Raw genomic sequence first — 15,767 nt, 5'->3', positions numbered from 1 at the left:
CAAAACATATAGGAAGGACAGATAGTATGATAAATTGCAGTGAGAAAGAGCTCTTGCTCTACGCAGTAACTGACAGACACTGGCTTGGTGAAGAGACTCTGTATGATCAGGTAAAGAAGGCACTTGACGGCGGTGCAACATTTGTACAGCTCAGGGAGAAGAATCTCGACAGAGAAGTCTTCCTCGCTGAGGCGAAGGAGATACAGAAGCTTTGTAAGGAATATGGAGTTCCATTTGTCGTCAATGACGAGGTCAGCATAGCAAAGGATATAGATGCTGACGGTGTACACGTGGGACAGAGTGATATGGAGGCCATGGACGTCAGAAAGATACTCGGCCCTGACAAGATAATTGGAGTGTCTGCACAGACTGTCGAGCAGGCGATTATAGCGGAAAAGCACGGCGCAGATTATCTTGGTGTAGGAGCAGTGTTTACAACAGGTTCAAAGGATGACGCGGACGATGTGAGCCATGAAACTCTCAAGGCCATTTGTGAGGCGGTGTCCATACCGGTCATTGCCATAGGCGGCATAACAAAGGATAATGTGGCCGAGCTTGCGGGCTCTGGAATATGCGGTGTGGCAGTTATAAGTGCCATATTCGGACAGAAGGACATACAGAAGGCCACAGAGGAGCTCAAGTTTTCTGTAGAGAATATGCTTGATGCCTGACTAAATATATGATATAGAGGTGTACATGAAAAAAATAGTTATCAGTGATATAAAAGGTGCGATATTTGATATGGATGGGGTTCTGCTTGACTCTATGCCTATGTGGGATCATGCCGGAGAGATGTATCTGGCGGGGCAGGGGATACAGGCAGAACCTGATCTTGAGAAGGTGCTTTTCACCATGACCATGATGAAGGGCGCAGAATATATGCAGGAACACTATGGACTTGAACTCAGCGCGAAGGAGATTATAGACGGTATCAATGAGACTGTGCGCGATTTCTATGCAAATAAAGTTGAGCCGAAGTCAGGTGTGCCTGAACTGCTGAGGTTCTTAAAGAGATATGATATCCCGGTCACTGTTGCAACATCCACAGACAGATGCCATGTTGAGGCAGCACTTGTGCGGACAGGACTTATGAAGTATGTTGACAGGATATTTACATGTTCTGAGGTGGGCGTGGGCAAGGCAGCCTCACCTAAGATATATGAGATGGCGGCTGAGTTTATGGGAACTCCGGCTTCGGATACATTTGTATTCGAGGACGCATATCATGCGGCGGAGACAGCACAGAACGGAGGATTTGTTGTGGTCGGTCTCTTTGACGAATCCAGCAGGGACAGACAGGGAGATCTTATAGCACATTGTGATCATTATTTTAAGAGTATGGATGACATGCTGTGCAGTATAAATTCTGACAGAAGCCGTCTTGTGCCTGTCCTCACCATAGCCGGAAGCGATTCCTCAGGTGGCGCAGGTGTGCAGGCGGATCTCAAGACCATGCAGGCAAATGGCGTATTTGGTATGAGTGCGATCACAGCCCTCACGGCTCAGAATACCACAGGAGTGACTGCTATCATGAACGTTATCCCTGATGTACTTGGCGCCCAGATAGATGCGGTGTTTACCGATATACGGCCGAAAGCGGTCAAGATAGGAATGGTATCTGTTCCTGAACTTATTGATGTGATAGCTGACAGACTTGCCAGATACAATGCGGAGAATGTCGTGCTTGACCCTGTGATGGTGGCGACCAGTGGTGCTAAGCTTATAAGCGATGATGCGGTGGAGGTCATGACCGGTAAACTGTTCCCACTTGCAAAGCTCATAACGCCAAACATACCTGAGACTGAGGCGCTCACTGGTATATCGGTGAAGAGCGTAGCTGATATGGAGAATGCTGCCAGATGTATATACGGAAAGTATGGCTGCGCTGTCCTTGTAAAGGGTGGACACAGCATAAATGATGCAAATGATATGCTTTTTGACGGGGAGAATATCACCTGGTTTTCGGGTAAGCGTATTGATAATCCGAATACACATGGCACAGGATGTACGCTTTCAAGTGCGATCGCTTCAAATCTCGCAAAGGAATATGATGTAAGTGATTCAGTTAGAATGGCCAAACAATATATATCCGGTGCCCTGGCGGCCATGCTGGATCTGGGATCGGGCAGTGGACCGCTGAATCATGGTTTCGATATACGAAGTAGGTATATGTTATAAATCAGTATGTAAAAGTTAGAAATTCTTTCATTAAAAATTTTTAATCTATATAGTATTTTCACAGATTGTGTAGTATTATATTAAAACTAAATAATCTGGAGAAGAATATGATGGAGAAAGAACAGAGAAAACAGCTCGTTATTCAGATGCTTACAGCGGGCATTATCACATTCTGCCTGCTGTGGCTTCTGTTTTATATAAAAAAGTATGTGCCGTTCGGAGTACATTCACTCGCATCCAAGGATGCTGATTTTCAGTATCTTGATTTTCTGGCATATCTGAAGGATGTATTTGACGGCAAAAATAATATAGATTATTCTTTCAGCAAATCTATAGGAGGGGCCTGCATAGGAGTATTCAGTTACTATCTTTCCAGCCCGTTCAATTTATTGCTGTTGTTATTCGACAAATCCCAGCTTGTATTGTTCGTACATGTGATCATAACGTTAAAGCTTGCCTGTGCGGCGGCGACATTTGCATTTTATCTCAACAGGAGATTTGAAGAGTGGAATGATGGTTCTGTGAAAAAACAGGCACTTATCATTTTTCTGGCGGTGAGCTATGCAGTGAGTCAGTATGGAATCGCCCAGGCATGTAATATAATGTGGCTTGACGGCTTCTATATGTTACCGCTCATAATGCTGGGCGTGTACAGAGTGGTTAACGGTGGCAGGCCTGTTATGCTTTCCGTATCAGTTGCATTGGCAGTTCTGTTCAACTGGTATATGGGCGGAATCAACTGTGTATTTGCCTGTTTCTGGTTTTTGTTTGAATTTGCATATTCAAGATTGTACAGTGGGGATACTAAGGCTGAGAAGACTGTCATAAAGGATTTTGCCGGAAAACTTGGACGGTTTATATATTCAATGCTGGCGGGAGTTCTGATCAGTGGGGTGTTGTTCCTTCCGACGATAGGTGCGATGCGTTACAGTGTAAGAGGAAGTCTTGATTTAGGCTCTCTGCTCGACATGTCATTTATCGGTGATGTTTCATCTGTGATAGACGGATATTCGCTTGGCGCACAGAGTCAGAAGGGAAGCGTGTCTCTGTACTGCGGATGTCTGGCGTTGATAGGATTTATTGGAATCTTCATCGGTAAGAAACACAATGTAAAGCAGAAGATATTAGCATTTGTCACGCTTGTGGTAATGCTGCTCATGTTTTACTGGAATCCATTGTGCATGGCATTTTCTCTGTTCAAAGAGGTTGGATCATATTGGTACAGATATTCACATGTTGGAATATTCTGCATATTATTCTTTGCCGCTGAATTTTTCCTCTCGGAGGATCTGAATGCTGTAAAATGGCGGGTTATCATTGCAAGTGCGATATTCAGTGCGGCTATGCTTGGTGTAAACTATCTGCATGGAGTCCAGGATAACAAACTTGTATGGCTGACCGATGCGCTTATTGTAGGGGTAGCCGTTTTGATAGCACTCATAAGCAGGCTTTCGAAAAACGTAGGAGCCGGAAGAGTGTTCGGAATTATATTTACGGTCATTCTGTGTGCAGTGCTGACTGTTGAGACAGGATACAGCGTGATGTTGCAAATGGACAATATCCATATCGACAACGGTGAGAGTTTTGTTGAGTATGAGACGGCTATGGAAGGCCTTATAAATGATCTGAAAGAATATGATTCCGATACATACAGGATCAGCCAGACCAGATCAAGGGCGACAAGATCCCTCGAAAAAAAGAAAAACAATAATGGCAAAGATACGGATGATAATTTTAAATATAAGAACAATGTCAGAGCAAATTATGACGAGTCGTTTGGTTATGGGTATTGGGCGATAGGATCGTATGTGTCAACCGCTGACAGCACAGTGCTGAACTTCCTTGTGGACACGGGATACAGGAGCGAAGGCGATAACCTAAATGTTGTCAACATGCCGGTGCTTGGAACTGATTCACTGCTGGGAGTCAGATACATCGTATCTGATTATGCTCTGGAGGGCATGAATAAAGTAGAGGATATTGCAGACAATGCAAATGGAGCCGGTGTATACGAGAACCCATACAGCCTGCCTATGGCATTTGTATATGATTCAGGCAAATATACAGCGGCAAAATATAATGGCAATCCATTTGAATATCAAAATGAGCTCTACAGCGAGCTGCTCGGCAGAAAGGTTGAGATCTATAAGCCTTTAAAGTACGAGACGGTTGTAAGTAAAGCGAAGAAGCGTGTATACAAGATGGAGATCCCGGAAGGCAATTACATCGCTTATGGCAATATCCCATGGAACAGTCTGTTTAACGCAAAGCTGAATGTCAATGGAATATACAGGACCGGATATGCCAGATGGCTTTCGCCGTCAGTGTTCAATATTCCTGTAAATGAGGATCGTGATTACTACAAGGTTGTGCTTCACTCAAAGCAGAAGCTAGATCTGGATGATGGAGCAGAGCAGTTTTATGTTCTTGATCTGGATTTGCTGAAAAGCATAGCAGAGGAGCTTGAGAAAAATACCCCTGATGTGATGGATATAGAAAATGGCAGCGCAGAATTTGTTGTAAATGCCAAGGAAGGACAGAGTTTATTCACATCTATTCCTTACTGTGATGGTTGGACAGTCAAAGTTAACGGCCAGAAGGTACAGCCGGATAAGGTGGTAGACAGCCTGTATTCTATAAGTCTTGTTGAGGGTGAGAATGTTGTTGAGATGAAATTCCATGTGAAATATGCAGGCGCAGGTATTGCCTGTTCGATAATAGGTATCGCAATGCTGGTATTTGCGGAGTTTTACAGAAAACGAAGAAAATAGTTATTGAATATATTATTTTGTTGTGTTATTATGTTTCAAGTTGGTGTTAAAATTATACACACACCATTTTTTCGGAAACGGAGGTGTTAAGATGCTGAAGACAATATTAATGGTAATTTATGTTATAGTATGTATAGTATTAGCAATAGTGGTTCTTTCACAGGAAGGAAAGGATGCGAGCCTTACAAGTTCCATATCAGGAGCAGGCGGCGGATTTGACAATTCCTACTGGAGCAAGAATAAGGGAAGCTCAAAGCAGGAGATACTTAAGAAGATAACAGCAGTTCTCACAGTTCTCTTCTTTGTACTTGCATTACTGCTTGACTCAAAGCTTTTCAACTAATAATGATTTCTGATGCTTACATATATTAACTGATATATGTAAGCATTTTTTTGCTCATTATGCAATGTATTTGTGCGGTAGGGATGCGGGCATAATGTATATAGAAAGGGTTTGTTATGGATAATAAGGATTTGGAGTTATACAACAGAAGAAAACAGACGGTATATGAATTTATATGCGATGATGATTATCCGCCTATGAAGTTCAAGGAGATGTGTACATTCCTTCAGGTCCCGGGAGATGAGAGACAGACATTTCTCGATATACTGAATGACCTCACAGAGGAGGGACTGATCATCAGATCGGCAAAAGGGCGATATCAGAAGGTCGGAGAAGGGACATACAAGGGAACATTTATCGGCAATCAGAGAGGTTTTGGATTTGTCCGCGTTGAGGGCATGAAGGAGGATTTCTTTGTCCCTGAGAAGAATACCATGGGAGCGTTCCACGGTGATACAGTCCTCATACGTGCGGAGGACAGACCGAAGGGAATGAAGCAGGAAGCATCGGTTATAAAGGTACTTGAGCGTGGACTAAAGAAGGTTGTCGGAGTCTATCAGAAGAATAAGAACTTTGGATTTGTCATACCTGACAATCTGAAAATAGATGGAGACATATTTATATCCAAGGAAAATTCCATGGGCGCCATGGCTGGACATAAGGTTGTGGCGGAGATCATCAGTTATGGAGACAAAGTGAAGTCTCCGGAGGGAAAGATTATAGAGATACTTGGACATATAAATGATCCGGAGAGTGACGTGCTGTCTGTGGTCAGAGCTCTGGACATTCCAGTCGATTTTCCTGACGAGGTCATGGACAGCCTCTCACAGATCCCTGATTTTGTCAGCGCATCGGAGATGGCAGGCAGAACGGATCTCCGACATCTTCAGACAGTGACGATAGATGGCGAGGATGCAAAAGACCTGGACGATGCCATAACACTCTATGAGGCGGACGGAATGTACAAGCTTGGTGTGCACATAGCTGACGTGACCCACTATGTAAAGGAGAATTCCCCTCTGGATAAAGAGGCACTTAACAGAGGTACAAGCTGTTATCTCGTGGACAGGGTAATACCTATGCTTCCGCACAAGCTGTCAAATGGTATCTGTTCGCTGAATGAAGGGCAGGACAGATTGGCGCTGAGCTGCCTTATGGACATAGATCAGAAGGGCCACATAGTAGGACATAAGATATGTGAGACTGTGATCAATGTGGACCGTAGAATGTCATATACAAGTGTGTCTGCAATTGTCGAGGATCACGATCCAGGGGAGACCAGAAAATATGAGGAGCTTGTGCCTATGTTCGAGATGATGCTTCATGTGTCGGATCTTCTCAGAGCTAACAGAAGAAAGCGAGGCTCAATAGATTTTGATTTTGACGAATCGAAGATCAAGATAGACTCCGACGGCAAAGTTGTATCAATAGGTGTATATGAGAGACGCAGATCCAATGAGATCATTGAAGATTTTATGCTTGCTGCAAATGAGACGATTGCTGAGGATTATTTCTGGCAGGATATACCATTTGAGTACAGAGTCCATGAGACACCTGATGCAGACAGGGTTGAGCAGCTGGCGCTCCTTATAAGTAATTTTGGAATGTACTTTAAGGCATCAAAGGAGAATATACATCCGAAAGAATTCCAGAAGCTGCTTGACAGGATAAAGGGTGAGCCTTATGAGAATCTTGTGAGCAGGATGGCGCTGAGGACCATGAAACAGGCGAAGTATTCAACGGAGTGCACAGGACATTTTGGACTTTCGTGTAAGTATTACTGTCATTTTACTTCTCCTATAAGGAGATATCCAGATCTGCAGATACATCGTATAATAAAGGAAAATATACATGGCAGACTTGACTCGAGGAGAATAGAACATTACAGCATGATACTTGACAGGGTGGCTGATGACAATTCGCGCAAGGAGAGAAGAGCTGAGGAAGCTGAGCGTGATGTGGAGAAGCTCAAGAAGGTGGAATATATGTCAGCTCACATTGGCGAGGTCTATGACGGATTTGTCTCAGGAGTTACAAACCGGGGAATGTTCGTGGAACTGCCGAATACGGTGGAAGGCTTTGTGAACGTGGCAGATATGCGCGACGATTATTACTATTTTTCTCAGGAAGATTATGCTATGATAGGTGAGGACACGGGCAAACAATATGCCATCGGTGATCCTATACAGATAAAGGTGAAGAATACAGACAAGATGACGAAGTCGATAGATTTCAGTATTGTATATAAAGGAGAGGATACATTTGTCAAAGGAAAGAGGAAACACTCTCATCGCAAATAACAAAAAGGCATATCACGAGTATTTTATAGAAGAGAAGTTTGAGGCCGGAATAGAGCTTGTGGGAACCGAGGTAAAGTCCATAAGACAGGGACACTGCAGTATCAAGGAAGCATTTGTCGGAATAGACCACGGCGAGGTGTATGTGTACAGAATGAATATCAACCCATATGAGAGGGGGAATATATTCAATAAAGATCCGCTCAGGACGAGAAAGTTGCTGCTCCACAGGTACGAGATCAACAAGCTCATTGGACAGCAGAAGGTGAAGGGTTATACCATTATGCCGCTCAAGGTATATATCAGAGATGGACTTGTCAAGATGGAGATAGGTCTGGCAAGAGGTAAGAAGCTCTACGACAAACGTGAGGATATCGCCAAGAAGGATATGAAGCGCGAGATGGAGAGAGATCTCAAGAGCAGGAGCAAGGACTTCTGATCGTGAGCGTTTGTGGAATTTCTGTGAAATCAAACTTATTATTGGAATTATAATGCAGCTTGTGTTATACTAGCAAGGTGTTGAATAAGATAAGCTGGTTCAGATATAATGTGTGTATCGGAATCAAATAAACGATAGTCTGGAGAAGGGCGTTATGAGTCAGAGTAAAGTAGATAAGAAGAAATATGAGAAAAAGCACCGCAAGGAGATACTTAGGAAGCAGAAGATCAAGAAGATTATTGCTATAACAGTTACGATCGTTGTTATCGCTGCTATAGTTGGAAGCGTTGCGGGTGTGAAGATATATAAGGCGATACCTAAGTATGTTGATGCTTCAGGCTTGTCAGAATATGTAGACAAGACTTGGAAGGACAGCGGTTATGACACTCTGTTTTCTGCTACAGCTTCCGATGCTGAGGACACAGCAGACACAACTGAAAATGCAGAAGATACAGCAGAGGCGACAGATGCAGAGGAAGATACAACTGCTGACGCTGAGTAAGAGCATCTGATAAATTAAGATATATAGGCGCAGGTATTATTTTGATATTTGCTGCATATATTATAAATGATTGGTTATCACTGATCTATGATCAGGGGTTGACTGGTTTCGACAGGGGTTTTGAAGCTATGGAAGCCATCCGTGGACCAGAGCCACGCTAAAAGCTGGAAAAAAAATAAACGCTAACGATAATTTAGCATACGCTGCCTAAGGGCAGTCGTCATCCTTTAGGAACGCCGAGCCTTTAGGAATGGCGTCGATTTTCGGCAAACTCCTGCATCTAAGCTTTGCGATGTAGGAAAATCCATGAAGCTACTAAGGTCTATAGCATGTTAGTGGGCGATAGGCTGAGGGAATGTTAAAGCACTGACTGTGATGGAAGAAACTGTAGTGAATGAGCTTTTGGACGCGGGTTCGACTCCCGCCAGCTCCACTATTTTTCATAAGGAGGGGCCCGCCGTAGGTGGGAGGAATCCTTGTGAAGCACGCAGACGCCTGCGAACGAAGTTCGTCTTCTAATGCGTCTGCTCCACTATTTTTCATAGGGAGGGGCCCGCCGTAGGTGGGAGGAATCCTTGTGAAGCACGCAGACGCCTGCGAACGAAGTTCGTCTTCTAATGCGTCTGCTCCACTTGACTGAATTAAGTCGAACAAGATATTTAATGCAACAGGGCATATAGAAATCAATCTATATGCCCTGTTTGCTAAAAAACGGATAAAATCCGAAAATTCTTCTTGCATCTACAATTTCAGTATGTTATATTAAATGAGTTGTGAAAAGAGTGATGGTCCTCTGTGCCCATATATCCGGTGGATATGGTAGTAAGAACATCAGAATATTAAGGAGGAACACAATGAACGATTACATTAAGAATCTTGAAGCTTCACAGATGAAGGAGAGCGTTGATGAGTTCAACGTAGGAGACACTGTTAAGGTACACAACAGAATCAAAGAGGGTAACAAGGAGAGAATCCAGATCTTCGAGGGTACTGTAGTAAAGAGACAGGGCGGAAGCAACAGAGAGACATTCACAGTTAGAAAGATCTCTAGCGGATGCGGTGTTGAGAAGACATGGCCTGTACACTCACCTTTCGTTGAGAAGATTGAAGTTGTAAGAAAAGGTAAAGTTAGAAGAGCTAAGATTTACTACTTACGTTCAAGAATTGGTAAGGCAGCAAAGGTTAAGGAGCTTGTTAAATAATAAAGCTTGTAACATGAAAGTAAAAGTGGCTGGAGTATTTCTACTCCAGCCATTTTTAGAATGGATGAAATGAACTGAACAAATATATTGATGATTGAAGGATAGAATTCATGAGTGAGAGATATGACAGACTCCGAAGGATAAGGAGAGAAAAAAGGCGTCAGAGAAGACAACAGAGATCATTGAAAAAGACTATGAAGAGCGCACTTGGCTGGTTCATATCGATACTGACAGCGGCTATACTTGGTTATGGTTTTGTTGCATTTGGATTCCAGACGGTATATATGGTAGGACCATCCATGGAGCCGACACTGACGGATGGAGAATCGTATCTGGTCAATAAGGCTGTTTATCTGGTGACATCCCCGGAAAGATACGATGTGGTAGCGTATCGTATAGTTGAGAATCAGGACAAATACTATTCCATCAAGAGAGTGGTAGGCCTGCCGGGTGAGACTGTGCTTATCCAGAATGGTCAGGTATATATAAATGGCAATCCGCTTGCAGATTATCCCGTCGACTGTGAGATAAAAACAGCCGGAATAGCGGAATCTGCGATCACACTTGGAGAGAATGAATACTTCCTGCTCGGAGACAATCCGGACAACAGCCAGGATTCAAGATTTCAGGCGGCTGGCAATGTGCAAAAGAGCGAGATGCTGGGCAGAGTAAAGATAAAATAGAGGTAGAGATATGAATATACAGTGGTATCCCGGACATATGACAAAAGCAAGACGAATGATGCAGGAGGATATAAAACTTATAGATATCGTCATAGAGCTGGTGGATTCAAGAATCCCATTCAGTAGTAAGAATCCTGATATAGACGAGCTTGCAAAGAACAAATACAGACTCATACTCCTCAACAAATCAGATCTTGCGGATGATGCAGTCACAACAAAGTGGGAAAACTATTATAAGAATAAAGACTTTGCCGTTGCAAAGATAAATGCCCGTGACGGTATGGGGATGAAGAGTATCAACAATATCGTGCAGGAGGCCTGCAAAGAGAAGATAGAGAGGGATAGAAAAAGGGGAATCATAAACCGTCCGATAAGGGCGATGATAGTCGGCATCCCGAATGTCGGCAAATCCACGTTTATCAATTCCTATGCGAGAAAGGCCTGCACCAAGGTTGGAAATAAGCCTGGTGTCACAAAAGGCAAGCAGTGGATAAGACTTGGAAAGAATATTGAGCTTTTGGACACTCCCGGTATTTTATGGCCGAAATTCGATGATGAGGCCGTTGGTCTCAGACTTGCGTTCATAGGTTCGATCAATGATGAGATACTCAGCATAACGGATATAGCGGTTGAATTAATTAAATTTTTACAGGCAAACTATTGTAATACCCTTGTTCAAAGGTATAATATTGAAAGTGTTGATGATCCTGTACAGATGCTGACAGGTATCGCAGAGAAGAGACAATGCATTAAGAAGGGCGGGGAGCTCGATTATGACAAGGCTGCGGCTCTGCTGATCGATGATTTCAGATCGGGAAAGCTGGGGCGTATTACATTGGAGACCCCGAAGGAAGACTAGATGAGTGAAGAAAACAAGAATGTTGCTGACGCGTTAAACGATATATTTGAGGATGACCCTGCGAAGAAGGAAAGGGACAAAGAGATCGCCAAATATGAGAAGAAGCGTCAGAAAGCGATAGATAAAGAACAGAAGAAGGCTGCAAAAAAGGCTGCGAATGAAGCAAAGGAAGCTGAAAAGAAAACTGCCGACGATGAGCAGGAAAATAAGGAGAAGTCCTCCTGGTCATGGGACAAAGCAGTCGCTGAGAGTTCGGCTGATGCAAAGGCGGAGACAGCAGATAAATCGGAAGAAGCATCTCAGAAGGAGACATCGGAAGAAGCTGCAGGAGCAGCTAAATCTGAGAGCTCAGATAAAACTGCAGAAGCGGTTAATACAGACTCTTCTGAAGAAGTGTACAATGAGGATGGAGAACTCGACGAGAAGGCTTTAAAGAAGCAGCTCAGGAAAGAGAAGAAAGAGGCAAAAAAGAAAGAAAAGGCCGAAAAGGAAGTCAATATTGTCAAGGATCTCATATTTCTGTGTATTTATATAATAATAGTAATTGGCATATGCTGGGCTGTGCTCACATTTGTCGGACAGCGAACAGAGGTCAGTGGAGAGTCCATGAGCAATACTCTTCACAGCGGAGATACATTATGGATTGACAAACTTGAGTATGAATTTGGCTCGCCGAAGAGATTTGATGTGGTTGTATTCCCGTATGGAGACGATGATGAGACCTTCTTCATCAAGCGTATAATCGGACTTCCGGGTGAGACAGTGTATATAGACGAAGATGGTGTTATCTATATAAATGACGAGCCTCTGGAGGGCGATGTGTATGGCAGAGAGGCTATAGCCAGCGACAAGCGCGGAGTTGCAGCCGAGGAGATCACACTGGGTGATGACGAGTACTTTGTTCTGGGAGATAACAGAAACAACAGCCGTGACAGCCGTGTGGAGGATGTTGGCAATATACACAAGAAAGATATCATTGGCAGGGCTGTATTCAGATTTACAGGCGGTTTTGGCAAGATAGAATAGGATAAGATATCAGGGGCTGTTGCCTAAAAAGTGGCAATGGTCCTTGTTTTTAGGTGGAGGACATATGGAAAGTATAGCGGAGATAAAAAAAGTATTTGCTGATGCTGATATAAGTGAATATTCGGGGCTTATCGAGAAGTATGGCGACGATGAGAGAGATGGGGTAAAGAAGATCATAGCGTCCGCTCAGAAAAAGATCAATGCTCTTGAAAAGGAAAAAGCCCGCAGCTATAAAATGTTTGAATTTGAGAGAAAATACGCTGATAAGGGATATATATGCGGTATAGATGAGGTCGGAAGAGGCCCGCTTGCAGGCCCTGTAGTGGCTGCTGCAGTCATTCTTCCAAAGGACTGTGATATTTTATACCTCAACGACTCCAAGCAGCTCACACCGAAGAAGAGGGAGGCTCTATACGATGAGATCATGGCGAAGGCTGTAGCTGTAGGCGTGGGTATGGCAAACGAGAAAGTAATTGACGAGATAAATGTTCTCAATGCAGATTACGAGGCGATGAAGCAGGCTATATCGAAGCTTCAGGTTAAACCACAGCTCCTGTTAAACGATGCGGTTAATATTCCGGGTGTTGATATCGAGCAGGTAGGCATAATAAAAGGTGATACGCTGTCTGCGTCGATTGCGGCAGCAAGTATAATTGCAAAGGTTACAAGGGACAGGCTTATGGTTGAGTATGACAGTCTGTATCCGGGTTATGGATTTGCAAAAAACATGGGATATGGTACGGCAGAGCACATTGATGCGCTCAAGAAGATCGGTCCGTGCGCAATACACAGAAGGACGTTTATCAAGAACTTTGTATAACAATTGTTCATCACACATATATTCATGGAAAGGTGAAATGATGTATAACAGCAGAGCAACCGGTAATGAAAAGGAAGCTTTAGCTGCTGATCATCTGGCTGGCAGGGGCTATGAGATCCTGTGCAGGAATTTCAGGGTGGCCAGCGGTGAGATAGATATAGTGGCAAAACACGATGGATATATAGTGTTTATCGAGGTGAAGTATAGGTCCGGAGTACATAAGGGCTTGCCGGAGGAGGCTGTCGATGTGCGCAAGCAGAGACAGATATGTAGGACTGCATTATTCTTCCTGAACAAATATGGATATGGAATGGACACCCCGGTTAGATTTGATGTGATAACCATACTTGGTGAGGATATACATCATATAGAAAATGCATTTGAGTATTCGGGATATTGATAGGATGGCGGATATGGATATAAAGTATATTAGGAAAGACAATTCAACACATGTCCACACGGTGGATGGCGTGGATTATATATCATTTGACAAATTGGACAGAGCCGGAGTTGTAAATGCATTCTCCACCAGGATCGGCGGAGTGAGTGAGGGATATCTGGGTTCCATGAACCTGAGCTTCCACAGAGGCGATGATGCGGATCTGGTAATGGAGAATCACCGCAGATTTGCCACTGCAGTGGGGTATGATCACGAAAAGCTTGTGTTCTCAGATCAGGTGCATAAGACAGACATATATAAAGTTACAGAGAAGGATGCCGGAAAGGGAATAATCAGAGAGTCGGATATTCTGGAGATCGATGGACTTATGACGGATGTTCCGGGAATACCACTTATGACATTTTATGCGGACTGTGTCCCTGTATTGTTCTATGATCCGGTGAAAAAGGTTGTTGCGGCGAATCACTCCGGGTGGAAGGGAACCGTCAGCAAGATAAGCGGACATATGATAAACAGATTGAAGTCTGAATATGGAACATCTCCAGAGAATCTCATTTGCGCCATAGGACCTTCTATATGCAAGAATTGCTATGAGGTGAGTGAAGATGTAGCTGAACGCTTTATGGCGGCATATACGGAAGCAGAGGCGGCTCAGATCGTATTTAGCAAGGGTAATGGCAAATATCTGCTTGATCTCCACAAGGCCAACTATTACAATCTTGTTGATTCAGGTGTAAAACCTGAGAATATTGACGTGACAAATATATGTACATGCTGTAACAGCGAATGGCTTTTTTCACACAGGGCGAGCAAAGGCCTGCGGGGTAATCTTGCGGCGGTGATCATGCTCCCTGAATGATAGGGCGTTATTCATTTGCTGCAGCTTTTGATCCGTAGACAATTAATATAAAAGAGGAAATTATGGAACATATTGTAAAGGAAATACTTGAGGGAAGTATAGCCCAGGAGATGGAGATCAAACCGGGAGATAATATTCTGGCGGTCAATGACCATCCTATAGAGGATATATTTGACTATCAGTATCTCATAAATGACGAATATATAGAACTTCTCGTGAGAAAGTCTGACGGCGAGGAGTGGCTTCTGGAGATAGATAAGGATTATGACGAGGATCTAGGGATTGTTTTTGAAAATTCCCTGATGGATAATTACAAGTCTTGCTATAACAAGTGCATATTCTGCTTTATCGATCAGAACCCGAAAGGTATGAGAGACACTATATATTTCAAGGACGATGATTCCAGACTGTCATTTCTTCAGGGAAATTATATTACCCTTACTAATATGAAGGAAAAGGATATTGACAGAATAATCAATTATCACCTTGCTCCGATAAATATATCGGTGCACACTACCAATCCCAAGCTGCGCTGCAGTATGCTGAACAACAGATTTGCTGGTGCCATACTTGACTATATAAGGAAATTTTATGAAGCTGGTATTCCTATGAATGGACAGATAGTTCTGTGCAAGGGGATAAATGATGGGGAGGAATTGTGGCGTACGATCTCTGATCTTATGGAGTTTGTTCCTGTTATGGAGAGCTTGTCCGTGGTTCCTGTCGGTTTGTCAGATTACAGAGATGGCTTGTTCCATCTAGAACCGTTCAACAGAGAGGATGCCTGCGAGGTTATTGATATAATAGAACATTTTCAGAAAAAGGCATTTGAAAAGCATGGCACACATTTTGTCCAGGCAAGTGATGAATGGTATATAAATGCTGGCAGGGATTTCCCTGAGGCTGACAGGTATGATGGCTTTATCCAGCTTGAAAATGGTGTGGGCATGGTGAGACTGCTCATGGATGAGTTTGATGAAGAGTGGAGCTGCGTAGAGGGCGATGACAGAGAGTATGAGGTGTCCATGGTTACTGGAGTGCTCGTATATGATTCCATAAAGCTCCTTGCTAACAGGATCCCTGAGAAGTTTCCTAATGTGAAGGTGCATCTGTATAAGATCATTAATGATTTTTTTGGACACAGAATAACCGTGACAGGATTGCTTACGGGTGGAGATATAAGAAAGCAGCTCACAGGAAAACCTCTTGGGCAGCGTCTTATACTGCCTTCCAATACTCTTATGGCGGATGAGCCAAAATTCCTTGATGATGTGACGCTTGCAGAGCTCACAGATGCTTTACAAGTCGATGTTTGTATTGTAGAATCAAGTGGTGCTGATTTTATTCATGCAGTAATTGGCGATGATATGTAATTAATTATATATGGA

General features: G+C 43.4%; 15 protein-coding genes and 1 other RNA gene. All 16 read left to right on the top strand.

Going from position 1 to position 15,767, the window contains the following annotated elements; genetic code table 11:
- The first annotated feature begins 26 nt into the window (after positions 1–26).
- Positions 27–671, top strand: a complete 645-nt coding sequence (thiE, locus tag DXB91_RS00425; RefSeq protein ID WP_192934976.1) for a thiamine phosphate synthase — start codon at positions 27–29, stop codon at positions 669–671.
- 25 nt (positions 672–696) lie between these two features.
- The gene (gene thiD / locus DXB91_RS14595; RefSeq protein WP_082431249.1) at positions 697–2,178 is read left to right on the top strand and encodes a bifunctional hydroxymethylpyrimidine kinase/phosphomethylpyrimidine kinase; all 1,482 of its coding nucleotides are present in this window, start codon (positions 697–699) and stop codon (positions 2,176–2,178) included.
- 107 nt (positions 2,179–2,285) lie between these two features.
- Positions 2,286–4,949 carry a YfhO family protein gene (locus DXB91_RS00415; protein WP_118016555.1) on the top strand — a complete coding sequence of 888 codons (2,664 nt, stop codon included), beginning with the start codon at positions 2,286–2,288 and terminating at the stop codon, positions 4,947–4,949.
- A gap of 91 nt (positions 4,950–5,040) precedes the next feature.
- Positions 5,041–5,292 carry a preprotein translocase subunit SecG gene (gene secG, locus DXB91_RS00410; RefSeq protein ID WP_015534991.1) on the top strand — a complete coding sequence of 84 codons (252 nt, stop codon included), beginning with the start codon at positions 5,041–5,043 and terminating at the stop codon, positions 5,290–5,292.
- Between the two features lie 116 nt (positions 5,293–5,408).
- The gene (rnr, locus tag DXB91_RS00405) at positions 5,409–7,592 is read left to right on the top strand and encodes a ribonuclease R (RefSeq protein WP_022216413.1); all 2,184 of its coding nucleotides are present in this window, start codon (positions 5,409–5,411) and stop codon (positions 7,590–7,592) included.
- Complete coding sequence (gene smpB / locus DXB91_RS00400) at positions 7,555–8,028, top strand: SsrA-binding protein SmpB (protein WP_022216414.1); 474 nt, start codon at positions 7,555–7,557, stop codon at positions 8,026–8,028. The genes rnr and smpB overlap by 38 nt, the downstream gene beginning before the upstream one ends.
- 154 nt (positions 8,029–8,182) lie before the next feature.
- A complete protein-coding gene (locus DXB91_RS00395) occupies positions 8,183–8,530 on the top strand; it encodes a hypothetical protein (protein ID WP_015534988.1) in 348 nt (115 codons plus the stop codon).
- A gap of 94 nt (positions 8,531–8,624) precedes the next feature.
- Positions 8,625–8,966, top strand: a transfer-messenger RNA (tmRNA) gene (gene ssrA / locus DXB91_RS00390).
- 418 nt (positions 8,967–9,384) lie between these two features.
- Positions 9,385–9,732 (top strand): 50S ribosomal protein L19, encoded by a 348-nt coding sequence (gene rplS, locus DXB91_RS00385; RefSeq protein WP_055272925.1) that lies wholly within the window; start codon positions 9,385–9,387, stop codon positions 9,730–9,732.
- A 110-nt stretch (positions 9,733–9,842) separates the two neighbouring features.
- Positions 9,843–10,415: a signal peptidase I gene (gene lepB, locus DXB91_RS00380; RefSeq protein ID WP_117548919.1), complete on the top strand. Its 573-nt coding sequence runs from the start codon at positions 9,843–9,845 to the stop codon at positions 10,413–10,415.
- A gap of 10 nt (positions 10,416–10,425) precedes the next feature.
- The gene (ylqF, locus tag DXB91_RS00375) at positions 10,426–11,274 is read left to right on the top strand and encodes a ribosome biogenesis GTPase YlqF (protein ID WP_015534986.1); all 849 of its coding nucleotides are present in this window, start codon (positions 10,426–10,428) and stop codon (positions 11,272–11,274) included.
- Positions 11,275–12,300 carry a signal peptidase I gene (gene lepB, locus DXB91_RS14590; protein ID WP_118016554.1) on the top strand — a complete coding sequence of 342 codons (1,026 nt, stop codon included), beginning with the start codon at positions 11,275–11,277 and terminating at the stop codon, positions 12,298–12,300.
- 64 nt (positions 12,301–12,364) lie between these two features.
- Entirely contained in the window at positions 12,365–13,120 is a 756-nt protein-coding gene (locus tag DXB91_RS00365) for a ribonuclease HII (RefSeq protein ID WP_015534984.1), read from the top strand.
- 40 nt (positions 13,121–13,160) lie between these two features.
- Entirely contained in the window at positions 13,161–13,520 is a 360-nt protein-coding gene (locus DXB91_RS00360; protein WP_015534983.1) for a YraN family protein, read from the top strand.
- Positions 13,521–13,533: 13 nt separating this feature from the next.
- Positions 13,534–14,379, top strand: a complete 846-nt coding sequence (pgeF, locus tag DXB91_RS00355) for a peptidoglycan editing factor PgeF (RefSeq protein WP_243003486.1) — start codon at positions 13,534–13,536, stop codon at positions 14,377–14,379.
- 62 nt (positions 14,380–14,441) lie between these two features.
- Positions 14,442–15,752: a DUF512 domain-containing protein gene (locus DXB91_RS00350; RefSeq protein WP_118016552.1), complete on the top strand. Its 1,311-nt coding sequence runs from the start codon at positions 14,442–14,444 to the stop codon at positions 15,750–15,752.
- Positions 15,753–15,767: the final 15 nt, after the last annotated feature.

Source organism: Coprococcus sp. OM06-34AC (genome assembly GCF_003462545.1).
Taxonomy (GTDB): Bacteria; Bacillota; Clostridia; order Lachnospirales; family Lachnospiraceae; genus Coprococcus; species Coprococcus aceti.
This window is presented reverse-complemented; position numbering and strand designations above follow the sequence as displayed.